This window comes from Streptomyces sp. NPDC021100, from assembly GCF_044333095.1.
Taxonomy (GTDB): Bacteria; Actinomycetota; Actinomycetes; order Streptomycetales; family Streptomycetaceae; genus Streptomyces.
On the sequence record NZ_JBIRQH010000002.1, the window covers coordinates 549472 to 576306 of the forward strand.

Consider the following 26835-nt stretch of genomic DNA (forward strand, 5'->3'; position numbering starts at 1 on the left):
GTGGCCCTTCTCTGGCACGAACAGTTCCCGGGTGCCGGGCGGGTGGCCCCGCCCGGCGGTCAGGACCTGCGCAGTTCGTCGTCGACGATGTCGAGGAGCTCGTCGAGGGTCGCCGCGGTCACCGCGTCGTCGTCCCCGGCGGCGGGCTCCGCGTCGTTCTTCAGCTCGGTCAGCAGGTCGCGCAGCCGGGCCGCGATCCCGGCGCGGCCGGGGTCGCCGGCCGGCAGGGCCCGGACGGCTGCCTCCAGGCCGTCGAGTTCCGCGAACCCGGCTGCGGGCGCCGCCTGTTCGTCCGTCACCAGCCGGGACCGCAGGTGCCGGGCGAGCGCGTCCGGGCTGGGGTGGTCGAAGGTGAGCGTGGCCGGCAGCCGCAGTCCGGTGACCGCGGCGAGCCGGTTGCGCAGTTCGACGGCGCGCAGCGAGTCGAAGCCCGCTTCGAGGAAGCCCCGGCCGGTGTCGACCTCGTCCGGCGAGCCGTAGCCGAGGACGGTCGCCACATGGGCGCGGACCAGGTCGAGCAGCACGCTCCCGCGCTCGGCGGGCGGCAGCGCCGCCAGCCGGGCGGCGAACCCGGCGTCGCCCGAGGAGGCGTCCGGTTCGGCGGCCACCGCCCGGCGCCCGGCCGGCGCCGCCAGCGTCCGCAGCAGCGGCGGCGGGGTGCCGGTCCCGGCCCGAAGGGCGGCGAGGTCGAGCCGGGCCGGGAGGACGAACGCCCGGTCCTGCCCGAGGGCCGCGTCGAATAGGGCGAGCCCCTCGGCGGCGGACAGCGGCAGGACGCCTGAGCGCCGCATCCTGGCCCGGTCGGCGTCGTCCAGCGCGCCGGTCATGGCGCTGGTGTCGGCCCAGTGGCCCCACGCCATCGACACGGCCGGCAGGCCGAGCGCCCGCCGGTGGGCGGCCAGGCCGTCCAGGAAGGCGTTGGCGGCACCGTAGTTGGCCTGCCCGCCGTTACCGAGGGTGCTGCCGGCGCCGGAGAACAGGACGAACATCGACAGCCCCGCCTCCCGCGTCAGCTCGTGCAGGTGCCAGGCCGCGTCGGCCTTCGGCCGCAGGGCCGCGCTCATCCGGTCCGGGGTCAGGGCGGTGACGACGCCGTCGTCCAGGACGCCGGCCGCGTGGACGACGCCGGTCAGCGGCGGTTCGGCCGCGGCCACGACCCGCGCCAGCGCGTCCCGGTCGGCGACGTCGCAGGCCACGGCCGTCACCCGGGCGCCCAAGGCGGTGAGTTCGTCGACCAGTTCGGCGGTGCCCGGCGCGTCCGGTCCGCGCCGGCCGGCCAGCAGCAGGTTCCGTACGCCGTGGACGGTCACCAGGTGCCGGGCCAGCAGGCCGCCCAGCGTGCCGGTGCCGCCGGTGATCAGCACGGTCCCGTCCCCGGGTACGACGGTCTCCGCGCCGCCGGGTCCTCCCGCACGGGACAGCCGGGGGACGAGCACCCGGCCGGCCCGCACGGCCGTCCACGGCTCGTCGGCGAACGGCACCGCGGGCAGGGCGCGGACGGACGCGGCGTCCCCGTCGAGGTCCACGGCGGCGAACCGGCCCGGGTGCTCCACCCGCGCGGACCGCAGCGCGCCGTGCACGGCGGCGGCCGGCAGGTCGGTGACGTCCTCGCCGTCGACGACGCTCACCGCGCCGCGCGTGACCCACACCACGCGGGAGTTCTCCAGGGTGGGGGCGGCGAGGCAGTCCTGGAGGACGGCCAGGGCGCGGTGGACGGCGGTGTGGGTCGCGGCGGGGGCGGGCCCGGCGTCCGCTTCCGTCCAGGGGAGCAGCAGGACGTCCGGAGCCGGAGCCGCTTCAGCGAGCAGGGACGCGACGTCGGCGTGGACGGTGACGGAGGAGCCCGCGTCCGTCAGGGCCGCCGCGAGGGCGTCGGCCTCGGGCGAGGAGCCCAGCACGGCCCAGGTGCCGCCCTGTCCCCCACCCTGTTCGGTCCGCTCGGTCCAGTCGAGGCGGAACAGCGCGTCTCCTACGCCCGCCGCCGCGTTCCGCAGCTGCTCGGGCCGGACGGGCCGGACGGCGAGCGACGCGACGGAGGCCACCGGCCGGCCGGTGGTGTCGGTCGTGGTCAGCGACACCGTGTCCGGGCCGGTCCGGGCGAGCCGGACGCGCAGCGCCGTCGCGCCGGTGGCGTGCACCTCGACGCCCGTCCAGGCGAACGGCAGCCGCACCTGGTCCACACCGTCCAGGAGGGTGGTGTGGAGGGCGGCGTCGAGCAGCGCCGGGTGGACGCCGAACCGGGCGGCGTCCGCCTGCTGTTCGGGGGCCAGCCGGACCTCGGCGAGGAACGCGTCCTCGGTCCGCCACGCCGCGCGCAGTCCCTGGAAGGCCGGGCCGTACCCGAAGCCGTCGTCCGCCAGGCGCTCGTAGAGCCCGTCGAGGTCCACGGGGACGGCCGCGGCGGGCGGCCAGGCGCCGGCGGGCGGGACGGCCGGCTCCGCCGCGGGGGCGGCGGCGAGCGTGCCGGTGGCGTGGCAGACCCAGCCGTCGTCGGTGAACTCCCGCGCGGACCCGGCGGGTCGGGAGTGAATGCCGACCGGCCGCCGCCCGTCCGCGTCGGGCGCGCCGAGCCGTACCTGTACGTCGACCGCGCCGGTGCCGGGCAGGACGAGCGGCGCCTGGAGCGTCAGTTCCTCCAGGGTGCCGCAGCCGGCCTGGTCGCCCGCGTAAGCGGCGAGTTCGACCAGCCCGGTGCCGGGCAGCAGGGCCGTGCCCCAGACGGCGTGGTCGGCGAGCCACGGGTGGCTCTCCGTCGACAACCGCCCGGTGAACAGCAGCCCTTCGCCCCCGGCCAGGGCCACGGCCGCGCCCAGCAGCGGGTGTCCGGCGTCGGCCAGCCCGGCCTGCCCGACGTCCCCGGCGGGACGTGGGGCGTCCACCCAGAACCGCTCGCGCTGGAAGGCGTAGGTGGGCAGGTCGACGCGGTGGCGGGCGCCGGCCGGGAAGACGGTGGTCCAGTCGACGGCCACGCCCTGGGTGTACGCCTCGGCCAGGGAGGTCAGGAAGCGCCGCCGGTCGCCCTCGTCACGGCGGAGGGAACCGACGACCACGGCCGGCACGTCGGCGTCCTGCGCGGTCTCCTCGACGCCGACGGTGAGGACGGGATGGGCGCTGCACTCGACGAACGCCCGCTGCCCGGAGGTCAGCAGATCACCGATCACCGACTGGAAGCGGACGGTGCTGCGCAGGTTGCGGTACCAGTAGTCCGCGTCCAGCCCGGCCGTGTCGAGCACCTCGCCGGTGAGGGTGGAATGGAAGGGCACCGACCCGGAGCGGGGGCTGATGCCCGCCAGCTCCTGGCGGATCCGCTCCCGGATGCGCTCGACGTGGACGGAGTGCGAGGCGTAGTCCACCGGCACCCGTCGCGCCCGGATCTCCTGAGCCTCGCAGTGCGCCAGCAGCTCCTCCAGCGCACCGGCCTCGCCGGATACCACCGTCGAACGCGGGCCGTTGAGGGCGGCGACGGATATTCGCCCGCTCCACGACTCCAGCAGCGCCTCGGCCTCGGCGGCGGGAAGGGCGACAGACACCATGCCCCCCTCCCCCGCGATCTCCAGCAACGCCCGGGACCGCAGCGCGACGACGCGAGCACCGTCCTCCAGCGACAGACCACCCGCCACACACGCGGCCGCGATCTCGCCCTGCGAATGCCCGACCACGGCGACGGGCTCGACCCCGGCGGACCGCCACAGCGCGGCCAGCGACACCATCACCGCCCACAACACCGGCTGCACGACATCGACACGCTCCAGCCCCGGAGCCCCCGGCACCTGCCGCAGCACATCGGTCAGCGACCAGTCCACGTACGGCTCCAGCGCCCGCTCGCACTCGGCGATCCGCTCGGCGAACTCATCGGAGGAGTCGAGCAGTTCGACGCCCATACCGGCCCACTGCGACCCCTGCCCCGGGAACACGAACACCGGACCGTCGGCCTCACCCGAGGCCACCCCGCTCACCACACCGGCGTCGACCTCGCCTTCCACCAACGCCCGCAGGCCGTCACGCAGTTCGCCGAGGCCGTCCCCGACGACCACCGCCCGGTGCTCGAACACCGACCGCCCCGACGCCAGCGTCCACCCCACCCGGCCCGGGTCGGCGTCCTCGACGGCGTCGGCGAGCCGTGCGGCCTGCGCCCGCAGGGCCTGCGGGGAGCGGGCGGAGACCACCCAGGGCAGGACACCCGTGCCGCCCTCGGGAACGGTGGCGGGCTCGTCCTCGGGTGCCTGTTCCAGGATGACGTGGGCGTTGGTGCCGCTGATGCCGAAGGCCGAGACGCCGGCGCGGCGCGGCCGGCCGTGCGTGTCCGGCCAGGCGCGGTGCTCGGTCAGCACCTCGACGCCGCCCGCCGACCAGTCGATGTGGCTGGACAGCCGGCTGACGTGCAGGGTCCGCGGGAGGACGCCGTTCCGCAGCGCCAGCACGGTCTTGATGACGCCCGCGACGCCGGCGGCGGCCTGGGTGTGGCCGATGTTGGACTTCACCGTGCCGAGCCAGAGCGGCCGGTCGGCCGGCCGGTCCTGGCCGTAGGTGGCGAGGAGTGCCTGGGCCTCGATCGGGTCGCCGAGCTTGGTGCCCGTCCCGTGCGCCTCGACCGTGTCGACGTCGGCCGCCGCCACCCGGGCGTTGGCCAGGGCCTCGCGGATGACGCGCTGCTGGGAGGGGCCGTTGGGGGCGGCGAGCCCGTTGGAGGCGCCGTCCTGGTTGACGGCGGAGCCGCGGACGACGGCGAGCACCTGGTGGCCGTTGCGGCGCGCCTCGGAGAGGCGTTCGAGCAGGACGACGCCGGCTCCCTCGGAGAGGCCGAAGCCGTCGGCGTCGTCGGAGAACGCCTTGCAGCGGCCGTCCCGCGCCAGTCCCCGGAGCCGGCTGAAGCCGACGAACGCGTCCGGGGTGGGCATGACGACGCTGCCGCCGGCGAGCGCCATCGAGCAGTCGCCGGCGCGCAGGGCCTGGCAGGCGAGGTGCAGGGCGACGAGGGACGACGAGCAGGCCGTCTCGACGGTGACCGCCGGACCCTCCAGGCCGAACGCGTAGGCGAGGCGGCCGGAGACGACGCTGGTGACGCTGCCCGTCACCACGTAGTCGCCGATCTCGCGCGGCGCGTCCTGGGGGCGCGGCCCGTAGCCGTTGGTCATGGCGCCGATGAACGAGCCGGTGGCGCTGGAACGCAGGGCCTCGCGGCCGATGCCGGCCCGCTCGAACGCCTCCCAGGCGGTCTCCAGCAGCAGCCGCTGCTGCGGGTCCATGGCGAGGGCCTCGCGGGGGCTGATGCCGAAGAAGCCGGCGTCGAAGCGGTCGGCTCCGTGGACGAAGCCGCCCTCCCGGACGTAGCTGGTGCCGAGCCGGTCGGGGTCGGGGTCGTAGAGGTCGTCGAGGCGCCAGCCGCGGTCGGTGGGGAAGCCGGACACGGCGTCGCCGCCGGTGGCGACGAGCCGCCAGAGGTCCTCGGGGGTCTCGACGCCGCCGGGGAACCGGCAGGCCATGCCGACGATCGCGATCGGGTCGTCGTCGGCCGCCGGGAGGGCGGGGGCCGGGGCCGCGGGCGCGGCGGGGGCCGGGGTGTCGCCGAGGATCAGGCCGGCGAGGTGGCCGGCGAGGGCGAGGGGGGTCGGGTAGTCGAAGACGAGGGTGGCGGGGAGCCGCAGTCCGGTGGCGGTGGCCAGCCGGTTGCGCAGCCCGACGGCCGTCAGCGACTCGAACCCGAGCTCCTTGAAGGCGCGTTCGGCGCCGATGGCGTCGGGCGCGGAGTGGCCGAGGACGGCCACGGCGTGCGTCCGGACGAGGTCGAGCAGGGCGCGCCGGCGGTCGGCCGGCGACAACCCGGCGAGGCGGTCGCGCAGTTCGGCGCCCTCGCCGGCGGGCGCGGCGGGGGCCTTCCCGTCGTCCTTGGCCGGGCGGGCCTGCGGTAGGTCGCGCAGCAGGGCGCTGGGGCGGGCCGAGGTGAAGAGGGGGACGAAGCGGTCCCAGTCGATGTCGGCGACGGCGACGAAGGTGTCGCGGTGGTCGAGGACCTGCTGGAGGGCGGCGAGGGCGAGGTCGGTGCGCATCAGGGGCAGGCCCTGTTCGCGGACGCGGCGGCGCCGGTCGGCCACGTCCAGGCCGTGGTCCTCCCAGGTGCGCACGGCGTCCTCCCAGACGCCCCAGGCCACGGTGGTCAACGGGAGGCCACGGGCCCTGCCGTGCTCGGCGAACGCGTCGAGGGCGGCGTTGGCGGCGGCGTACGCGGCGTGCTCGCCGCTGCCCCAGACGCCGGCGATCGACGAGAACATGACGAAGGCGTCGACCTCGGCCGGGTCGAGGAGGTCGGCCAGGTGCCGGGCGCCGGCCATCTTGGCGCCGACGGCGTCGGCGAGGGCGTCGTAGGTGGTGGTGTCGACGCGGTCCAGTTCGATGTGGGCGGCCGTGTGCAGCACGGTACGGACGGTGCGGCCGTCCTCCGCGAGCCCGGCGAGCAGGGCGGCGACGGCGTCCCGGTCGGCGAGGTCGCAGGCGGCGAGGGTGACCTCGGCGCCCGACTCCGCGATCTCGTCCCGGAGTTCGCGTGCGCCCGGGGCGTCGGCCCCGCGACGGCTGACGAGGACGAGGTGCTCGGCCCCGGAGGCGGCCAGCCACTGGGCGAGCCGCCGGCCGAGGACGCCGGTGCCGCCGGTCACCAGGACGGTGCCGCGCGGCTTCCAGTCCCGGGCCGGCCGGGCGTCGCCCAGCGGCGCGGCGAGCATCCGCCGCGCGAACAGCCCGGCGGGGCGGACGGCGAGCTGGTCTTCGGTGCCTTCGGTGGTCCCGGTGGCCGGTCCGGCGGTCGCCGCGCCGAGTCCGGCGGTCACGGTGACGGAACCGGCGTCCGCGCCGCCCGGCCCGGTGCCCCCTGCGACCGTTCCGGCGGTCCCGACACCCAGTCCGGCGGTCCCGACGAGCGGGGCCGCCGTCCTGGCTCCGGGCCCGGCGGTGGCCGCGAGCGCCGCGCAGAGCCGGTCGAGCGTCCGGTCGTCCGGGTCCGTGCCACCCGGCAGGTCCAGCAGGCCGCCCCAGCGCTCCGAGTGCTCCACCGCGACGACCCGGCCGAGGCCCCAGACCTGGGCCTGGACCGGATCGGCCGGCGGGTCGGACGGGCCGGTGGCGACCGCGCCGCGCGTGGCGCACCACAGGGGCGCGGCCACGCCCGCGTCGCCCAGGGCCTGGACCAGGCCGAGCGTCAGGAAGACGCCGGTTCCCGTGTCGGGGCGGCCGGCCCACGGCCGGGTGTCCAGGGCGAGGAAGGACAGCACGCCCGCCGGTTCCGCGCCCGCCAGGGCGGTGCGGACGGAGTCGGCGAGGGACCGCCGGCCGGCGTCCGCCGCGGGCGGCGAGACGGTGACGACGGAGACGCCGCGGGCCGTCAGGGCGTCCACGACCGCCGCCGGCCACGGGTCGTCCCCGAGCCCCTCGGGCAGGATCACGAGCCAGGTGCCGGCGGGTCCGGCGCCCACGGCGCCGACGGCGCCGACGGGCTTCCAGCCGATCCGGTAGCGCCATCCGTCCACGGCGTCGCGCTCGCGGCTCCGCCGCCGCCAGGAGGACAGGACGGGGAGGAGGGAGGCCACGGAGGTGCGCTGCGCGTCGTCCTCCACCCGCAGGGCGGCGGCGAGGGCGTCGGCGTCCCCGTCCTCGACCGCGCTCCAGAAGCCGGCCTCCGGCCCGTCGGCGGACCCGGCCTGCTCCGGCGCGGTCTCCTCCAGCCAGTAACGGCGGTGCTGGAAGGCGTAGGTGGGCAGGTCGACGAGGCGGCGGGCGCCGCCCGAGAAGAGCGAGGGCCAGTCGACGGCGAGGCCCTGGGTGTACGCCTCGGCCATGGAGGTCAGGAAGCGCCGCCAGTCGCCCTCGTCGCGGCGCAGCGAGCCGACGACCACCGCCGGGACGTCCGCCTCCTGCGCGGTCTCCTCGACCCCCACGGTGAGGACGGGGTGGGCGCTGCACTCCACGAACGCCCGGTGCCCTGCGGCCAGCAGCCCCTCGACCACCGACTGGAAGCGGACGGTGCCGCGCAGGTTGCGGTACCAGTAGTCCGCGTCCAGCCCGGCCGTGTCGAACACCTCGCCGGTGAGCGTGGAGTGGAACGGCACCGGCCCCGAAGACGGCCGGATGTCGGCCAGTTCCTCCCGGATCCGCTCGCGGATGCGCTCGACGTGAGCCGAGTGCGACGCGTAGTCCACCGGCACCCGCCGCGCCCGGACGTCATCGGCCTCGCACTGGGCCATGAGCTCGTCCAGCGCGCCCGCGTCCCCGCAGACGACCGTGGAGCGGGGGCCGTTGAGGGCGGCGACGGATATGCGGCCGTCCCAGGCCGCGATCAGCGCCTCCGTCTCGGCGGCGGGCAGCGCGACGGACATCATCCCGCCCTCGCCGGCGATCTCCAGCAGCGCCCGCGACCGCAGCGCCACCACCCGGGCGCCGTCCTCCAGCGAGAGCCCGCCCGCCACGCACGCGGCCGCGATCTCGCCCTGCGAGTGCCCCACCACGGCGGCGGGTTCCACGCCCACGGACCGCCAGAGTTCGGCGAGCGACACCATCACCGCCCACAGCGCCGGCTGCACGACGTCCACCCGGTCGAGCCCGGGGGCGCCTTCCGCGCCGCGCAGCACGTCCACCAGGGACCAGTCCACGAACGGTGCGAGCGCCCGCTCGCAGTCGGCCATCCGCCCGGCGAACACCTCGCTGGAGCCGAGGAGTTCGACGGCCATGCCGAGCCACTGCGAGCCCTGGCCGGGGAAGACGAAGACGGGCCGGCCGAGGGAGCCGCCGCCGGTCGCCCCGGTCACCAGGGTGGGGGCGGCGTCGCCGGTGGTGAGGGCGGCGAGGCCGGTGAGGAGTTCCTCGCGGTCGCCGCCGATGACGACGGCCCGCTGTTCGAGGGCGGCGCGCCCGGTGGCGAGCGACCAGCCGACCTCGCCGGCGGGCCACTCGGCGTGCCCGGTGACGTCGGTGCGCAGCCGGGCCGCCTGCTCGCGCAGGGCCTCGGGCGTACGGGCAGAGAGCAGCCAGGGCAGGACGCCGGAGCCGTCGGCCACCGCGCCGGAGCCGGTGGGCTCGTCGGTGCCGTCGGCGGGCGCCTGTTCGAGGATGACGTGGGCGTTGGTGCCGCTGATGCCGAAGGAGGAGACGGCGGCCCGGCGCGGCCGGGCGGCCTCGGGCCAGGCCCGCTCTTCGGTGAGCAGGGCGACACCGCCGGCCTCCCAGTCGACGTGCGGGGTGGGCGCGTCGACGTGGAGGGTGCGCGGGAGGACGCCGTTGCGCAGCGCCATCACCATCTTGATGACGCCGGCGACGCCCGCGGCGGCCTGGGTGTGGCCGAGGTTGGACTTGAGCGAGCCGAGCCACAGCGGCCGGTCCGCCGCACGTCCCTTGCCGTAGGTGGCGAGCAGCGCCTGGGCCTCGATCGGGTCGCCGAGCTTCGTCCCCGTGCCGTGCGCCTCCACGGCGTCCACGTCGGCCGGGGTCAGCCGGGCGCCGGCGAGGGCGTCGCGGATGACGCGCTGCTGGGCGGGGCCGTTGGGGGCGGAGAAGCCGCTGCTGCCGCCGTCCTGGTTGACGGCGGAGCCGCGCAGGACGGCGAGGATCCGGTGGCCGTTGCGGCGGGCGTCGGAGAGCCGTTCCAGGAGCAGGACGCCGGCGCCCTCGGCCCAGCCGGTGCCTTCCGCTCCGGCGGCGAACGAGCGGCAGCGGCCGTCCGGGGACAGCGCGCGCTGCCGGCTGAACTCGACGAAGCCGAGGGTGTCGGCCATGACGGTGACGCCGCCGGCCAGGGCGAGGGTGCACTCCTGGCGCCGGAGGGACTGGCAGGCGAGGTGGGCGGCCACCAGGGAGGAGGAGCAGGCGGTGTCGACGGTGACGGCGGGGCCTTCGAGGCCGAGGGTGTAGGCGATGCGGCCGGAGACGACGCTGCCCTGCCCGCCGGTCATCAGATAGCCCTCGAGGTCCTCGGGGGCCTTGCGCAGCCGGGACGCGTAGTCCATCTGCATCACGCCGGCGAACACGCCGGTGCGCGTGCCGCGGACGGACGACGGGTCGATGCCGGCCCGCTCGAACGCCTCCCAGGCGGTCTCCAGCAGCAGCCGCTGCTGCGGGTGCATGGCCGTGGCCTCGCGCGGGCTGATGCCGAAGAAGTCGGCGTCGAAGCGGCCGGCGTCGTGGACGAAGCCGCCCTCCCGGACGTAGGTGCGGCCGGGTGTGTCGGGGTCCGGGTCGTAGAGGGCGTCGACGTCCCAGCCACGGTCCTCGGGGAACGGGGTGATGGCGTCGGTGCCGGTGGCGACGAGCCGCCACAGGTCTTCGGGGGACCGGACGTCACCGGGCAGGCGGCAGGCCATGCCGACGATGGCGATGGGCTCGGACTGCGCCTCGGTCAGCTTGCGGTTCTGCTGCCGGAGCTGTTCCGCCTCCTTGAGGGAAACCCTCAATGCCTTGATGACTTCTTCGCTGGATGCGGTCACAGCTCACTCCGAAGGTCTGTTCCGTGCCGGTCGGTTGTCGTCGAGTCGGTGGTCATCAAGCCGGATGTCATCACGTCGGTTGCCGCCGCGTCGGCCGTCGGCAGGTCAGTTGTCACCGAGCGCCACCCGTACGAGGCTCTGGAGGTCCATGCTGTCCAGGTCGTCCCCGTCGCTCCCGCCGTCGCCCTCGCCGTCGGACGTGCCGCTCTCCCCGCCGACGGGGACTCCGGTGGCCTCGGCGAGCCGCAGAAGTTCCGGCAGCAGGCCGGCTTCCCGGAAGCGGGCCAGCGGGACGGCCGCGAGGGCGCGGCGGAACTCCCGCTCGTCGGGAAGGCTTTCGGACGGGCCGTCGGTGGGGTCGTCGGGGCCCGCGGGGCGGAGTTCCGCGTGCAGGTAGCGGCCGACCGCGGCCGGGGTGGGATGGTCGAAGATCAGGGTGGGGGGCAGCCGGCGGCCGGCGGCGGCGCCGAGCCGGTTGCGGAACTCCAGGGCCGTGAGGGAGTCCAGGCCGAGCTCCAGGAAGCCCCGGTCGAGGTCGAGGGTGTGCGGGGCGGAGTGGCCGAGGACGTCGGCGAGCCGGCCGCGGACGAGTTCGAGGAGGACGCGTTCGCGTTCGGCGTCGGGGAGCCCGGTGAGCCGCTGCTCCAGGGGCTCCTCCCGGACCGTCTCGGCGGGCCGCCGGGCGGGGAGCCGGACGAGGCCGCGCAGCAGGGCGGGCACCTCGGCCCGGGCCCTCGCGCCGGCGGTGTCCAGCCGGGCGGGCACGAGCAGGGCGCGGCCCTCGTTCCCGCCGGCCGCGAGGGCGGCGTCGAAGAGGGCGAGACCCTGGTCGACGGCCATGGGCAGCAGCCCGGCGCGGCTCAGCCGGCGGACGTCGGCGTCGTCCAGGTGACCGGTCATGCCGCTCGCCTCCGCCCACAGGCCCCAGGCGAGGGAGAGGGCGGGCAGGCCCTGGGCGCGCCGGTGGTGGGCGAGGGCGTCCAGGAAGGTGTTGGCGGCGGCGTAGTTGGCCTGTCCGGCGGTGCCGAGGAGTCCCGCCGCCGAGGAGAACAGCACGAAGGCGTCAAGCTGCTGATGCTTCGTCAGTTCGTGGAGGTGCCAGGCGGCGTCCGCCTTGGGGCGGGTGACGGCGTCCATCCGGTCGGGCGTCAGGGAGGCGACGACGCCGTCGTCCAGGACGCCGGCGAGGTGCACGACGGCCGTCAGCGGCGGCTCGGCGGCGGCCACAACCTCGGCCAGGGCGTCCCGGTCGGCCACGTCGCAGGCCGCCACGGCCACCCGGGCGCCCAGGGCGGTCAGTTCGTCCGTCAGCTCCGTCGCGCCGTCGGCGGCGGGGCCGCGCCGGCTGACGAGCAGCAGGTCGCGGACGCCGTGGGCGGTGACCAGGTGGCGGGCGAGCGTCCCGCCGAGGAGGCCGGTGCCGCCGGTGAGGAGGACGGTGCCTCCGCCGCCGAAACCGGACGCGCCGTCGGCGGCGGTGGCCCTGGCCAGCCGGGGCACCCGCATCTCGCCCGCGCGGACGGCGAGTTGGGGCTCGTCGTCGGCGGCCAGGGCACGCAGCAGGGCGGGTGCGGCGGCCGGGCCGGTGTCGTCGGTGTCCAGCAGGGTGAGGCGGCCGGGGTTCTCGGTCTGCGCCGAGCGGGCCAGGCCCCAGACGGGGGCGTGCGCCAGGTCGGGGACGTCCTCGTCGGGGGCGGCGGCGACCGCGCCCCGGGTGAGCAGGACCAGGCGGGAGGCGGCGAACCGCTCGTCGGCGAGCCAGGACCGCACCAGGTGCAGGGCGTGGTGACCGGCCGTGCGCGCCGCCCCGGCGGCGTCCTCGCGCCCCGTCGTGCCGGGCTCGGGGAGCAGCGGGACGAGGACGACGCGGGGGGCCGGGGCGCCGTCGGCGACGGCCCGCGTGAGGGCCGCGAGGTCCGGGTGGGCGGCGGCGCGGGCGCCGGCGGCGGTCAGGGTGCCGGCGAGGGCGTCGGCCCCGGGTCCGGCCACGGCGAGGGGCGCGGCGGGGGCCGGCGAGGCGTCGTCGGGCAGGGCGGTCCAGGTGAGTTCGTGGAGCGGCGGGCGGGTGCCGCGGGCGGCGGCGCGCAGCTGCTCCGGGGTGACGGGCCGGAGCGTCAGCGAGGCGACGCGGGCGGCCGGGCGGCCGCCGGCGTCGGTCGCCTCCAGGGACAGGGTGTCGGTTCCGGTGCGGGAGAGGCGGACGCGGAGTGTGGTGGCCCCGGCGGCCGCCGCCGTCACGCCCGTCCAGGCGAAGGGCAGGCGGACGCCGTCGGTGCCGTCGAGCAGGCTCGCGTGCAGGGCCGCGTCGAGGAGGGCGGGGTGGACGGCGTAGGCGCCGGCGTCCCCGTGCGCGTCGTCGGGGAGGCGGACCTCGGCGAGGAGGTCGTCACCGTGCCGCCAGGCGGCGGTCAGGCCCTGGAAGACCGGGCCGTACTCGAACCCGGTGGCGGCGAGCCGGTCGTAGGCGCCGTCCAGGTCGACGGGGGCGGCGCCGGGCGGCGGCCAGGCGGCGGGGCGGGGTTCGGGGACGGTCCTGGAGGGGACGGCGGAGGCGTCGGTGGCACCGGTGGCGTCCCGGGTCCACGCCTCACCCTCACCCGCGACGGGCGCCCCGGACGTACCGGCGCCGCCGCCCTCCGGCGCGGCTGCGGCAGGCGCACCTGCGGCGCCCCCGGCCCATGCCTCCCCCGCGCCGTACTCCGGCGACTCGCCGGCAGGGGCGAGCACGCCCGAGGCGTTCCGCGTCCACGGTTCGCCCGCCTCGTCCGACTCACCGGAATTGCCGGGCACGCTGGACGCACCGGAGACACCGGAGGCGCCGCGCTCCGGGCGCGAGTGGACCGTGACGGGCCGGCGGCCCCGCTCGTCTGCCGCCCCGGCCCTGATCTGGACGGTCACCGCCGCGTCCGCCGGGTCCGCCGGCAGGACCAGCGGCGCCTCCAGCGTCAGTTCCTCGACGGTGTCGCAACCGCTGCGGGCGCCTGCCCGCAGGGCCAGTTCCACGAGAGCGGTACCGGGGAGCAGGACGGTGCCCCGGACGGCGTGGTCGGCGAGCCAGGGGTGGGTGGCGAGGGAGAGCCGCCCGGTGAGGACGGTCTCGTCGCCGCCGGCGAGGGTGAGGCCGGCGCCGAGCAGGGGGTGGCCGGCGTCGGCGAGTCCGGCCTCCCGGAGGTCGCCGGCGGGCCGGGGCGCGGTGGCCCAGAACCGTTCGCCCCGGAACGGGTACGTGGGCAGCTCGGGGGTGAAGCGGCGGGCGTGCTCCGGGAACAGCCCGGCCCAGTCCACCGGCAGCCCGCGGGTGTACGCCTCGGCGAGCGAGGTGAGGAACCGGCGCGGACCGCCCTCGTCGCGGCGCAGCGAGCCGGTGACGACGGCCGGCCGCCCGGCCTCCTCGGCGGTCTCCTCGACGCTCACGGTGAGGACGGGGTGCGGGCTGCACTCGACGAACGCGTGCCGGCCGCGCGCGGCGAGCTCCCGGACGACGGGCGCGAACCGCACGGTGGTCCGCAGGTTGGTGTACCAGTACGCGGCGTCGAGCCGGGCGGTGTCGGTGACCTCGCCGGTGACGGTGGAGTGGAAGGGGACCGTCCCGGTGCGGGGCCGGAGTTCCGCCAGGTCGGCGAGGATCCGGTCGCGGATGCGTTCGACCTGGGCGGAGTGGGAGGCGTAGTCGACGGGGATGCGCCGCGCCCGGATCCCCCGTTCCTCGCAGCGGGCCAACAGGTCGTCCAGAGGGGCGGGTTCGCCGGAGACGACGGTGGACAGCGGCCCGTTGAGCGCGGCCACCGACACCCGTCCCCCGTAGGCGGCGATGAGCTCGGCGGTGGCGTCGGCGCCGAGGGAGACGGCCACCATGCCGCCGTCGCCCGCCAGTTCCTCGCGGATGACCCGGGAGCGCAGGGCGACGACGCGGGCGCCGTCCTCCAGGGACAGGCCCCCGGCGACGCAGGCGGCGGCGATCTCGCCCTGGGAGTGCCCGACGACGGCGACCGGTTCCACGCCCGCCGAGCGCCACAGCCCGGCCAGCGAGACCATGACCGCCCACAGGACGGGCTGGACGACGTCCACCCGGTCGAGGCCGGGGGCTCCGGGCCGCTGTCGCAGCACGTCGGTCAGCGACCAGTCGACGAACGGGTCGAGCGCGCGTTCGCAGTCGGCGATCCGGTCGGCGAACTCGACCTCGGTGTCCAGCAGTTCGACGGCCATGCCCGCCCACTGGGAACCCTGTCCGGGGAAGACGAACACGGCCCCGGCGAGCGGCGCCGCCGCACCGGTGACGGCCTCGGGGGCCTCCTCGCCCCGGGCGACGGCCTCCAGGCCGCGCAGCAGCTCGTCGTGGCCGTCGCCGACGACCACCGCGCGGTGCGCGAACGCCGACCGTCCGGCCGCCAGCGACCAGCCGGCCGCCGCCGGGTCGTCCGGGGCGCCGGCCGCGAGGCGTCCGGCCTGCTCGCGCAGGGCCTCCGGGGTGCGGGCGGAGAGCACCCACGGCACGACGCCGGGATCCTCCCCGCCCAGGGCGTGCGTCCCGTCCTCCGGCGCCTGCTCGACGATGAGGTGGGCGTTGGTGCCGCTGATGCCGAATCCGGAGACGCCCGCGCGGCGCGGCCGCCCGGTCTCGGGCCAGGGCCGTTCCTCGGTCAGCACCTCGACCGCGCCCGCCGACCAGTCGACGCCCGGCGACGGCTCGTCGACGTGCAGGGTACGCGGCAGGACGCCGTGCCGCAGGGCCATCACCATCTTGATGACGCCGGCCACGCCGGCCGCCGCCTGGGTGTGGCCGATGTTGGACTTGAGCGAGCCGAGCCACAACGGCCGGTCGGCGGGCCGCCCTTGACCGTAGGTGGCGAGCAGCGCCTCCGCCTCGATCGGGTCGCCGAGCCTGGTGCCCGTCCCGTGCGCCTCGACGGCGTCGACCTCATCGGCGTCCAGCCCCGCGTCGGCGAGGGCCTCCCGGACCAGGCGCTGCTGAGCACGGCCGCTGGGGGCGGTGAGGCCGTTGGAGGCACCGTCCTGATTGACGGCGGACCCCCGGAGGACGGCGAGCACGGGGTGGCCGTTGCGGCGCGCCTCGGAGAGGGGTTCCAGCAGCAGGAGCCCGACGCCCTCGCCCCACGCCGTGCCGTCCGCCGCCGCGGCGAACGCCTTGCACCGCCCGTCGGGCGCCAGCCCGCGCTGCCGGCTGAACTGGACGAACAGGCCGGGCGCCGACATCACCGTCGCCCCGCCGGCCAGGGCGAGCGAGCACTCGCCGCGCCGCAGCGACTGGCAGGCGAGGTGCAGGGCGACCAGCGACGACGAGCAGGCGGTGTCCACGGTGAGGGCGGGCCCGTCCAGCCCGAGCACGTACGACAGCCGCCCGGAGAGGACGCTGCCCTCGGTGCCGGTGAGCAGGTGGCCCTCGATGCCCTCGGCCGGTTCGTACAGGCGGGGGCCGTACTCCTGCCGCATGGCGCCGACGAACACGCCGGTCGCGGAGGAGCGCAGCCCGGCCGGGTCGATCCCGGCGCGTTCGCAGGCCTCCCACGCGGTCTCCAGCAGCAGCCGCTGCTGTGGCTCCATGGCCAGGGCCTCGCGGGGGCTGATGCCGAAGAAGTCGGCGTCGAAACGGTCGGCGTCGTGCAGGAACGAGCCGTGCCGGACGTAGGTGGTGCCGGGCCGGTCGGGGTCGGGGTGCTGGAGGGCGGCGAGGTCCCAGCCGCGTCCGGTGGGGAACTCCGAGCGGGTCTCCCGGCCCTCCGCGACCAGCCGCCACAGGTCCTCGGGCGTGCGGACACCCCCGGGGAAGCGGCAGCCGATGCCGACGACGGCGATGGGCTCGTCGGCGGCCGGGCGGCCGGCGGTCCGGCGGGCGGCGGGCTCGGGGCGCGGGTCGAGCAGCAGGGCGCGCAGGTGCTCGGCGAGGGCGGCGGGCGTCGGGTGGTCGTAGAGCAGGCCGGTGGGCAGCGGGAGTCCGGTGGCGTCCCGGAGCCGGTTGCGGAGGGCGACGCCGGCGGCGGAGTCGAGGCCGAGCTCGCGGAAGGTGCGGTCGTCCCCGGCGCCCGACGCGGCCTCGGACCCGGCTTCGGCTCCGGCCTCGCCGAGGAAGGCGGACGTGTGCGCACGCACCAACTCTTCGAGCGCGAGCCGCTGTTCGGTCACGGGCAGGGGCGCGAGGCGGCGGGCGAGGGCGGAGCCGGAGTCCGGCTCGGGGGCGGCGCACCGGAAGGGGTACGAGGGGAGTTCCACGCGCCGCGCCCCGGCGAGGGCGGGCAGGGCCGTCCAGTCGGCGTCCACGCCGTGCGCGTGGAGTTCGGCGAGGGCGGTGAGGAAGCGGCCGGGGCCGCCGTGGTCCCGGCGCAGCGTCTCCACGACCACGCCGTCCGCGCCCGCCCCGGCGTCGTCGAGCGTGTCCTGGAGGCCGACGGTGAGGACGGGGTGCGGGGAGACCTCGGCGAACGCCCGGTGGCCGTCCCGGACGAGCGAGCGGGCCGCCGCGTCGAAGCGGATCGGTTCGGTGATGTTGCGGCACCAGTAGGCGCCGTCCAGCTCGCGGGTGTCGAGGCGGTCGCCGGTGAGGGACGAGTAGAACGGTATGCGGGACGGTCCCGGGGCGAGGCCCCGCAGGTCGGCGAGCAACCGCTCGTGCTGCGACAGCAGTTGGGGCGAGTGGGCGGCGAGCCCGTTGCTCAGCCTGCGGGCGCGGACGCCGTCCGCCGCGAGTTCGTCCAGCAGCTCGGCGACGGCCGGGCGCTCCCCCGAGACCAGGGTGGCGCGCGGGCCGTTCGCGCCGGCGAACACCAGCCGGTCGCCGAACCGGGACAGCCGGGGCGTCAGTTCGTCCGGCGCCAGGAGGACGGAGGCCATGTCCCCGCGCCCGGCCAGGCGGGCCTGCGCCGCGCTCCAGGGCACGACGACGCGGGCCGCGTCCTCCAGGCTCAGCGCCCCGGCGACGTGCGCGGCGGCGATCTCCCCCAGGCTGGCGCCGACGACGGCGGCGGGCTCCACGCCGTGGGCGCGCCAGAGGGCGGCGAGGGAGACCATGACGGCGAACAGCACCGGCTGGACGACGTCGACCCGCCCGGTGTCGGGGCCGCCTTCCGCGCCGCGCAGGACGTCCAGGAGGGACCAGCCGGTCAGCGGGTCGAGCACGGCGGCGCAGGCGTGCAGCCGGTCGCGGAACTCCGGGGATCCGTCGAGGAGTTCGCGTGCCATGCCGGGCCACTGGGTGCCCTGCCCCGGGAAGACGAACACGGCCCGGCCACCGTCCGTCCCGCCGGGCGCGGCCGTGCCCCGGACGATCCCGGGGTCGCCGTCGCCCGCCGCCAGGGCGGTCAGGGCCCGCACGGCGTCGGCACGGTCGGCGACGAGCAGGACGGCGCGGTGCGGGAGCAGCGGGCGGGTGGCGGCCAGCGAGAGGCCGATGTCGCCGAGCCCGTCCTCGGGGTGCTCCTCGACATGCCGCAGCAGCCGCCCCGCCTGGGCCCGCAACGCGCCTTCGCCGCGCGCGGAGATCCGCCAGGGGGTGAGGGCGGCAGAGCCGGCGGCGGGCGCCCGGCCGCTCGCGGGCTCCGAGCCGCCCGTCCGGGCAGCCGCAGCCGCGAAGCCGTCCGGCACCTCCAGCCGGACGCCGTCGACGGTCACGCCGTTCCGGTCACCGCCGGCCACGCCGGTCAGTGCGGCGAGGAAGTCGACGACATGGGCGCCCTCCGCACCGGCCCCGTCCGACGGAGCGCCACCCGCGGGCCCTCCCCCGGCGGCGAGCCGCAGCACGCGGTGGATCCGGTCCCCGTCCCGCACCGCGTGCGGCCACGGCTTGAGGACGACGGCGAAAGCGCCGGACGCGGCGGACGGGCCGAGGCGCGCGGCCCCGGCCACGGCGAGGCCGTACCGGCCGGCGCCCAGCGCACGGACCGCCCGGGCGACGGCGGCACCAGGCTCCTGGTCCGGCGGCGTCACGGCGCCGGGCCCGGCCAGGCCGAGAGCGGAGGCGACGACGTCCGTCGCCCCACCGGACGGAACGGCAGCGGATGCGCCATCGGGGACGCCGAGGAAGTCGGGCGCGTCAAGGAAAAGGCCGGCCGGTACGCCGCCCGCCCCCGGCGCGATGCCGGCGTTCTCCAGCGCCGCCCAGCCGAGTTCCGTCAACAGGCGTGATTCCGCGCCGAGCCGGTCCGCCTCTTCTTCGGAAAGGCCGAAGAATTCCGCGTCGAACAATGCCGGGTCGCACCAGGAAACGGCGTGCGGAGCCGGCTCCCCGGCTATTCCGCCGCCCGGCCCGCCGGCGAGCGTCCGCCGCATGTCCGCCGGGTCCAGGGCCCACGGTGTGCGCCCGGCCATTCCGATGACGGCCACCGCCTCACCCGGGGCGAAGGGCGGTTCCGGCGCATGGCGTTCGGAATTGCTCATCGGTCTGCTCCCCGTTACCCGGCTGCGCTCTCGGTCATGAATGGGACGCGGCCCTTCACCGCTTTCTTTCCGGACTTCTCCGGACGACTCCGGGCACCCTAGCGCGGCCGTCTTGGCGGCCACTTGAAGCCGTCTTGGATCGCTCTTGGACGACGAACGGGTGATGCGGGAAACAAGAAAGAAACAATGGGGTTCACGGAATTACGTCGTCGAAATCCACCGCGTACCGTCGTCGGCGTGAACCTTTTCCGAACGAGGGCCGACGGAAGCGTCGCGCCCACCGCCGCCGGGAAGGTGCCGGACGGCTTTCCGGAAGGGGTCCGACCGGAGGGGCGGGGTCCGGCACCGCTGCCGGTTCCCGTGCGCCGCACCAGCGGTCTTACGTCCCGCACGTGTTGTTCGTCACGTTTATCCGAGGTCATTCTGTGTCAATGGGACCCCTCTCGACGATCATGCCCGGAAGACACTGGTGCGTACGGAGGCGTCCTGTTGGATCATCTGCCGTCCGGGAACGGAAGCCCGACTGCCCACGTCAGGAAAAAAGGGGCACACTTGGCGGCGGAGGTGCGAACGAACGTGCGCCTCCGATCGTCATGCACGGAAACGGTCCCGGAGCCGGCGGGGGCGACCATTCCCGGGTGCCGGCCGCCGTCAGGAGTCGTGACAGGAGGAAAGCGTCGATGTCCATAACTGCCGGGTTACAGATCAGCGTTCTGGGTCCGCTGGAGGTCCGGGCCGGAGGGCGGCCGGTGGACCTGGGGCCGGCCCGCCAACGCGCCGTGCTGGCCGCCCTTTTGTTGACACCGGGTGAAGCGGTTACCACCGAACGGCTGACCGAGGCCGTATGGCCGCGCAACCCGCCCAGTGCCGTGATGACGACTCTGCACAGCTATGTGTCCAATCTGCGGAGGAAATTGGAACCAAGCAGTCCACCACGGTGCCGTAACAGGATTCTGCGCCGGGAGGCTTCCGGATACGTCCTCGCCGTGGAACCCGAACGCATCGATGTCTGCCGTTTCGAACAGCTGCTCCGCGACGGCCGCCGCCTGCTCCTGGAGGGACGCCACCAGGCCGCCGGCCACACCCTGGAGTCCTGCCTGGCCCTGTGGCGCGGCACGCCCTACCCGGAGATGTGCGACGACGCGCTGGGCACGCAGGCCGCGGCCCGTCTGGAGGAGCTGCGGCTGCTGGCCCTGGAGAGCCGATGGGAGGCCGAACTGGCCCAGGAGCAGGACTACTCCGTGATCGCCGCCGATCTGGCGACGCTCAGCATGAAGTTCCCAACCCGGGAACGCCTGAGCTGGCTGCACATGCAGGCCCTCTACCGGGCGGGCCGCCAGGCGGAGGCGCTCAAGGTCTACCACCAGACGCGGCGCCTGCTGGCGGACGAGTACGGCGTCGACCCGTGCCCGGAGCTGCAGGACCTGTTCGGCTCCATCCTCCGGGGCGCCTCATCCGTCGGGCGGGCGCGCCCGGGCGCGATGCTCTAGCGGCCGCCGCCACGCGCGGTCCGGCCCGACCGGCCCGCGACGCCCCTGCCACCGGCGGGCGTTCCCCCTGCCGGCCGTACCGGCTGCCTTCTCCCCACGTATCCGTCGCGCCCCTCGCCTCAGGAGGCCCCCGATGCCCCGTCGCGGCGCCGCCGCCGCTCGCGCTCCTTCCCCGGCACTCGTTCACGGTGATCGGGCATGCGCACCGGCATGTCGGTCCGGGCGCGCCCGCGCGGCGGAACGGGACACCGGGCCCGGGGAGCGCGGCGGCCGGCCGCCGCCGTGCGCGGACCGGGGCACGGGTGGTCACGCGGGGGCGCGCCGCCGGATTCCGCGCGCCGGGCGGATCCGGCCGTTTCGCGCAACGTCCCACGTGACCCGTCCTGTTGCCGCATCCTGGAGTCCGGACTTCCGGCCGGGAGCGAAGGAGTTCAGGTGGGGAAACCGCGACTGCCGCTCGCCGAGTACGTCGCCGGCCTGCCCAAGGCGGCCGTGTACGGGGCACTGTTCTTCACCGACACCGAGGAACGCCCGCTGCAGCTGCGGTCCTCGGTGAAACAGGGGCTGTGGCAGTTCCCGGGCGGGGACATGGACCCCGGCGAGACGCCGTTCGGCACGGCCGTGCGGGAGTGCCGGGAGGAGACGGGCATCGTCTTCACCGGCCGGCCGCGGCTGCTCGCCGTGGACTTCGCCCCGCCGGGGCCGTGGCCGGTGGCGAAGACGGGGTTCGTCTTCGACGGCGGCCGCCTCGGCCGGGACGCCCTCTCCCGCATCGTCCTGGACCCCGGCGAGCACGACGCCTGGGAGGTGCGGCCGATGGACGACTGGGCCCGGACCATGGACAGCCGCTCCTGGCGGCGGCTCGCGGCCGTCAGCCGGGCGCGGCGCACCGGCACCACGGTCTACCTGGAGACCGTCCCGGACCCCGCCTGCTGACGCGCCGTCCCCGGCGGTTCCGGCGGGGGCCGTGCCGTCAGCGGCGTACGTGCCCGTACCGGGCGGCGGGCCCGTCGAGTTCGGGCTCGCCGAACCGCTCCCGCAGCGCCTGGAACACGCCGGCCTTCTCCGGCCCGAACAGCCGGGCGAGACCGGCGGCGTAGGTCTCGGCGGAGAGGAACGCCGGCGGGTCGCTCTTGGTGTGGAACTTGTCGGCGTACATGACCAGTTGCTCCTCGACCGTCGACGCGACGTAGTCCGCCTCCGGCAGCGGCAGCCCTTGCCGGCGGATGTCCTCCCGGGTGAGGCCGACGCCGGTGTGGCACGAGCAGAAGCGGCACAGCCGCTCCGGGAACCCCTCCCGGCGCAGGATCTCGTGCCCGATCACCCCGTGCCGGATGTACTCCCCGTGCCGCGGCCGGCCGTCCGCGTCCACCAGCTCGTAGACGCCGATGTCGTGCAGCAGCGCCCCCGCCCGCACCAGCTCCGCGTCCGCCTCCGGCGCCGCCTCGTCCCGCAGCCGCTCGGCGAGTTCCGCCACGATGAGGCAGTGGGTGTACACGAGCTCGAACGCCTCGGGGGTGGGCGCGTACTTCTCGTGGAGGGCGCGGATGTCGTCGGGCGTCGGCAGGGAGGACATCCCCGCAGCGTAACAATCCGGCTGGAACCGGGCGACGGGCACGGGACGGCGTGCGGGGCGCGGGCGGATACGGGACGGGCCCCGCCCGCACGCCCGCGCGGCCGCCCCGGCGGATCGGGCGCGAGGGCGCGGACGGGTGTGGTGAGGGAGAGGGTCGAGCCCGAACGCGGGCGGGCCGGGCACCTCGCCGGGAGCCCCACGCCGGGAACCGGGAGCGCCACGCCCGGAAGGCGCCCACGCGCGGCGGACGTCACCGGTCGTACGGTGTCGCACTCCCGGCGCCGCTGACACGCGGCGCCCGCACGCGGGCCCGCTCTCCCCGCGCGACGCGACGGCTCCGCCTCCGCCGACCGGACGACCGAGACGCGGACGGGCGAAGTCCGCGAGCGGTGACAAGCGGGGCGTCAGACAGTCGTGGCGACGGCCTGCGCCGCGCGGTCGGCCTGCCGCGCGCGGCGTGCATGGCCTGCTCGACCGCGGCGTCGAACTGCCCGGGGAGGCTATGGACGTAGGCCGGGACGTACGCGCTCGCCCCTGCGCGGTGCCCTCGCGCGCCGGGCGGCAGCGGAAGCCGCGCCGGCCGCCCACCCCCGGCGGCCGCCCGGGAACCGCCCCACCCCCGCCCGGCGTTCTCAGGAGCGGGACGTGGGGGCCGGTACGGGTCCGGTGCGGGCGGCGTCCCGTTCCCGTACGGCGAGGACGTGATGACCGATGAGCACGCTGGTCCCCGGAGCCACCCTGGAGCTGCCCGACGGCGCCCTGACCGTGGAGGTGACGGGCCCCTACGACGTGTCGGTGCTGATCACCGGCGCGGACGGGAAGGTGGCGGGCGACGCCGACTTCGTCTTCTACAACCAGCCGTCGGCGCCCGGCGTCCGGCTCGGTTCCGGCCGGGTCGTGGTGGACCGTTCGGCCCTGCGCCCGGGGGTGAGCCGGCTGACGGTGGTCGTCAGCCCCGAGGACCCCGGGGCCCGGCCGGCCGCGCTGCCCGTCCCGGGCCTGCGGGTCACCGGGCCGGGCGGCCGGGCCCTCGCCCGGTTCGCGCCGCCGCGGCCGACGGACGAGACGGTGCTGCTGCTCGCCGAGGTCTACCGCCGCGGTCCGGGCTGGAAGCTGCGCGCCCTGGGCCAGGGGTACGCGGACGGCCTGGCGGGCGTGGCGCGGGACTTCGGCGTCGAGGTGGCGGACGAGCCCGGCTCCCCCGCCACGACGACCGCCCGCGACCCCGGTCCCGGCCCGGGTTCCGCACCGGACGACGCGCGCGCGTTCGCCGCCCTCGTCAACGCGGAGCGCGCCCGGACCGGTGTGCCGCCGGTGGCCGCGGACGCGCGGCTCGCCGAGGCCGCGCGCCGGCACGCCGACGGCATGGCCCGGCAGGGCCGGCTGGGCTCCGAGGGCCCGTCCGGCATCTCGGTGTTCCAGCAGGTCACGGCGTGCGGTTACGCGTACCTCGGGCTGGCGGAGCAGCTGGTGTCGGGGCCGCTGTCGCCCGCCGGGTTCCTGGAGTTCTGCCTGGGGGACGCCCGTTCGTCGGACCCGGTGCGGGACCCCGCCCTCACGGCGGTGGGGCTGGCCCGCGCGGTGGACGGGCGCTCGGGCGACACGTTCTGGACGGCGCTGTGGGCCCGGCCGTTCACGCCCGACGGGCTGGCGCGCACGGCCGCCGACGTCCTCGCCCTCACCAACGCCCACCGGACCGCCGCCGGCCTGCGCCCTCTGTCCGGCGACCCGCGGCTCACGGCGGCGGCCCAGGCGCACAGCGCGGACATGGCGGCGCGCGGCTACCACGCCCACGTCTCCCCGGACGGCGGCCGCCCCTGGGACCGCGCCGTCGCGGCGGGCTGCGTCCACCGCTCCATAGGCGAGAACATCGCATGCGGCCAGCGCTCGCCCGCCGAGGTCGTCGAGGGCTGGATGAACAGCCCCGGCCACCGCGCCAACATCCTCACCCCCTCCTTCACCCACCTGGGCGCAGGCTTCGCGGGCGGCGGCCCGGCGGGCAGCTACTGGACCCAGCTCTTCGGCGGCGCCGCCTGACCGGCCGTACGGCCACGAGCGACGATCTCCGCCTCGGCCGCGGCGGTCCGCGCCTGGGCCGCCGCCCGGCTCCACCTGCCGCTGCCCCTCGCGGAGCCGTCCCGGCAGGCGGGCACGAGCACCCGTACGTTCTGCCGCCGGTTCCGCGACGAGGTGGGCGTACCACCCGGGCAGCGGCTCACCCGGCAGCACGTCCGGCACGCGCGCCGGCTGCCGGAGACCACCGGTCCGCCGGTGGACCGGATCGCCGCCGCGTCCGGTCCCGGTACCGGCGCCGCCTCCCTCCGCCTGCGTCTGTCCGCCGAGGCGGAGGTGTCCCCGGCGGCCTGCCTTCGGACGTTCCGGGCGCCGGCCGGGCCGGACGCGTGGGGACCTGAGGAACAAACCGTCACCGCGATGCGGCATTTGAGACGACCACAGCGTGACTTTCCGTCACCGGCCGTTCACCGCCGCGCCGCTTCACCGCCGCGGACGCCGCCGGACGAGGATGCGGAGGGTGGCCCGGGCGTCCCGGCGGCGTTGGGGGCTGCGGGCGGCGACCGAGGCGACGACGACCGCCAGCAAGGTGACGGCGCCCGTGAGTCCCGTGGCGGCGGCCAGCACGGCCGCGCTGTTCAGTACGGGGGGAAGCAAGGACATGGCAGAACCTCCTGGGCGGACGGCCCGATGGTCCGGGTCACCGGTCCGTGCTCCCTCGGGAACCTCTACGCCGGATTTCCAGCGACCTCCGGGCGATTGAGGAGCCCGTCGTTACGCTGATACGAAGCATCGGAAAAAGTGTCCGGCGAAGTCTCGCGTCACGTACGGCGTGAACCGATTCACCACGCGGATGGCGGAACGTTCGCGCCCCACAAGCACACCGACGGACCTGTCCGGGGAAGAAGAGGACCGGAAAGGCCCCGTCTGTCGTCCCCGTCGGCATAACACCGGAAAAACGCCGGAAAGACACGTTCGCGGCCGCCGCGAGAACGGCCCCGCCGCGCAGCCCTTCGCATCCTTCGCGTACTTGAGCGAGAGCACGCGGAATCCGCAGCGGGCACACCGCCGATGAGTCCGTGGACCGCACGCATTTCGTCGCCCGGTTCAAGTCGCCCACCCGTTCGCCCGGTTCTCCGCCCGCCGGAGAACCCGTCCCCGAAGTCCCGTGCACGGCCGCCCGCCTCCGCCGGGGGACGCCTCCCTTCCGCTCACCCCTGGGCATCGGACGTCCCATATGCCAAGATCACCCGACGAAGAGACGCATGTCGCGAAGTACCGGCATGCGGCCGAGCACTGCTCTGGGAACGGTGACCCATGTCCGTGCAGATGGTGACGGGGCTCGCGGCCCGTGACGAGGAAGCCGGTTTCCGGGAACGGGCGGCGGCGGACGACACGGCCGCGCTGCGGCTGCGGGTCCTCGGGCCGATGTCGGCCCAGTACGACGGCGCCGAGCGGGCCCTCGGCCCGCGGCGCCACCGCGCGCTGCTGGCCCTGCTCCTGCTCCGGCTCGGCCGGGTCGTGCCCACGGGAGTGCTCGTCGACGATCTGTGGGGCTACGCTCCCCCGCGCCGCGCGGTGGCCACCCTGCAGTCCTACGTCTGCCATCTCCGCCGCGCCCTGGACTCCCCGGCCGGCCGCACCGGCCCGTCCCTGCTGCACTACCGCGCGCCCGGCTACGTCCTGCGGCTGGCTCCGGAACAGGTGGACGTCCAGCGTTTCGAACTGACCGTGGCCGCCGGCAACCGGCTGCTGGACCGCCGGAACCTGCCGGGCGCGCGGGACGTCTTCACGGAGGCGCTCGGCCTCTGGCAGGGCTCCCCCTACCAGGAGTTCGAGGAGATCGGCGCGCTGGCCGACGAGAGCGGGCGGCTGGAGCAGATACGCCTGACGGCCGTCGAAGGGCTGGCCGAGGCCCGGCTGGCGCTCGGCGAGGAGGCCCTCGTCGCCGCCGAACTCGCCCCCGAGGCACGGCGGCACCCGACCCGCGAGCGGCTGGTCGGCCATCTGATGACCGCGCTGTCCGCGCTCGGGCGGCAGGCCGAGGCGCTGCGCGTGCACGAACGGACCCGGGCCTGCCTCGCCGAGGAGTTCGGCGTGGACATCGGCGCGGAGCTGCGGCGCGTCCACGCGGCCGTCCTGCGGCAGGAACCGCTGGAGAGACCGCCTGCACCACCGGCGCCCCTCGCTCCCCCGGCTCCCGCCGCCGGCCCCGGACTGCTTCTCGGCCCGGGCCCCTGGCCCCCGGAGGCATGGCCCGCGGGCACCGCCCCGCGCGTCCCGGGCGAACTGCGCGTCGCCACCCTCCAGTCGATCAGCATCGGCGTCATCCCGCCCGCGCTGCGCGTCTGGTACCAGGAGAACCCGGCCTCACAGGTCGTCCTCACCGAGTACATGAACGCCGCCGAACTCCAGGCGGCCGTCACCTCGGGAGCGGCCGACGTGGCCGTCGGCCCGCTCCCCGACGCATGGCCACACCCGGTACGCCTGCTGGGCACCGAGGAGTTCGCCATCGTCCTGCCGCCCGACGACCCGGCCGCCGCCGCTTCCGGCCCCCGGTTGCCGTTCACCGCCCTGCGCGACCGCGCCTGGGTGCGCCTGGCGCCCCGCAACGGCCTCGCCCGGTTCCTCGACGAGGGCTGCGCCGCGGCCGGCTTCCACCCGCGGACGGCGATGCTCACCGAACTGAGCGCCGCCGCCCCGATGCTCACCCACTCCGGGCTGGGACCCGCCCTCATCCCCGCGAACATGGTCCCCCGGCACTTCGCCGGCCGGGTGATCCTCCCGGACCCGCCCATCCGCCGCACCCTGGCCGCCTACGCGAACGGTCCGCTCGACACGGTGGCCGCCTCCTTCGTGGAGACCCTCGCCGCCCGGGCCAGCGTCGGCCCGTGACGCCGCG

The 26835-nt window shown here is 76.4% G+C and carries 8 protein-coding genes and 2 pseudogenes; 6 read left to right on the forward strand and 4 right to left on the reverse strand.

Features of this window, described 5'->3' with window-relative positions; all coding sequences use genetic code 11:
- Positions 1–59: 59 nt before the first annotated feature.
- Positions 60–10466 carry an SDR family NAD(P)-dependent oxidoreductase gene (locus tag ACH4PU_RS06005; RefSeq protein WP_398266664.1) on the reverse strand — a complete coding sequence of 3469 codons (10407 nt, stop codon included), beginning with the start codon at positions 10464–10466 and terminating at the stop codon, positions 60–62.
- Between the two features lie 105 nt (positions 10467–10571).
- Positions 10572–18854 (reverse strand): SDR family NAD(P)-dependent oxidoreductase, encoded by an 8283-nt coding sequence (locus ACH4PU_RS06010; RefSeq protein WP_398266668.1) that lies wholly within the window; start codon positions 18852–18854, stop codon positions 10572–10574.
- A gap of 680 nt (positions 18855–19534) precedes the next feature.
- Here ACH4PU_RS06010 and ACH4PU_RS06015 point away from each other — a divergent pair.
- From ACH4PU_RS06015 to ACH4PU_RS06025, 3 genes and pseudogenes are all read left to right on the forward strand, one after another.
- Positions 19535–19825 (forward strand): annotated as a pseudogene (locus ACH4PU_RS06015) (winged helix-turn-helix domain-containing protein); the annotation flags it as partial.
- A gap of 15 nt (positions 19826–19840) precedes the next feature.
- The gene (locus ACH4PU_RS06020) at positions 19841–20344 is read left to right on the forward strand and encodes a BTAD domain-containing putative transcriptional regulator (RefSeq protein ID WP_398266985.1); all 504 of its coding nucleotides are present in this window, start codon (positions 19841–19843) and stop codon (positions 20342–20344) included.
- 435 nt (positions 20345–20779) lie between these two features.
- Positions 20780–21280 (forward strand): NUDIX domain-containing protein, encoded by a 501-nt coding sequence (locus ACH4PU_RS06025; protein WP_398266671.1) that lies wholly within the window; start codon positions 20780–20782, stop codon positions 21278–21280.
- A gap of 37 nt (positions 21281–21317) precedes the next feature.
- On the opposite strand, the gene ACH4PU_RS06030 is transcribed toward ACH4PU_RS06025, so the two are convergent.
- Positions 21318–21920 carry an HD domain-containing protein gene (locus tag ACH4PU_RS06030; protein ID WP_398266674.1) on the reverse strand — a complete coding sequence of 201 codons (603 nt, stop codon included), beginning with the start codon at positions 21918–21920 and terminating at the stop codon, positions 21318–21320.
- A 711-nt stretch (positions 21921–22631) separates the two neighbouring features.
- Here ACH4PU_RS06030 and ACH4PU_RS06035 point away from each other — a divergent pair.
- Together ACH4PU_RS06035 and ACH4PU_RS06040 are read left to right on the forward strand one after the other, a co-directional pair.
- Positions 22632–23957 carry a CAP domain-containing protein gene (locus ACH4PU_RS06035; protein ID WP_398266677.1) on the forward strand — a complete coding sequence of 442 codons (1326 nt, stop codon included), beginning with the start codon at positions 22632–22634 and terminating at the stop codon, positions 23955–23957.
- A gap of 81 nt (positions 23958–24038) precedes the next feature.
- Positions 24039–24206 (forward strand): annotated as a pseudogene (locus ACH4PU_RS06040) (helix-turn-helix domain-containing protein); the annotation flags it as partial.
- Positions 24207–24416: 210 nt separating this feature from the next.
- Here ACH4PU_RS06040 and ACH4PU_RS06045 read toward each other — a convergent pair.
- Entirely contained in the window at positions 24417–24596 is a 180-nt protein-coding gene (locus tag ACH4PU_RS06045; RefSeq protein ID WP_398266680.1) for a hypothetical protein, read from the reverse strand.
- A 654-nt stretch (positions 24597–25250) separates the two neighbouring features.
- Between ACH4PU_RS06045 and ACH4PU_RS06050 the strand changes: the two genes are divergently transcribed.
- Entirely contained in the window at positions 25251–26828 is a 1578-nt protein-coding gene (locus ACH4PU_RS06050; protein ID WP_398266684.1) for a BTAD domain-containing putative transcriptional regulator, read from the forward strand.
- Positions 26829–26835 lie beyond the last annotated feature (7 nt).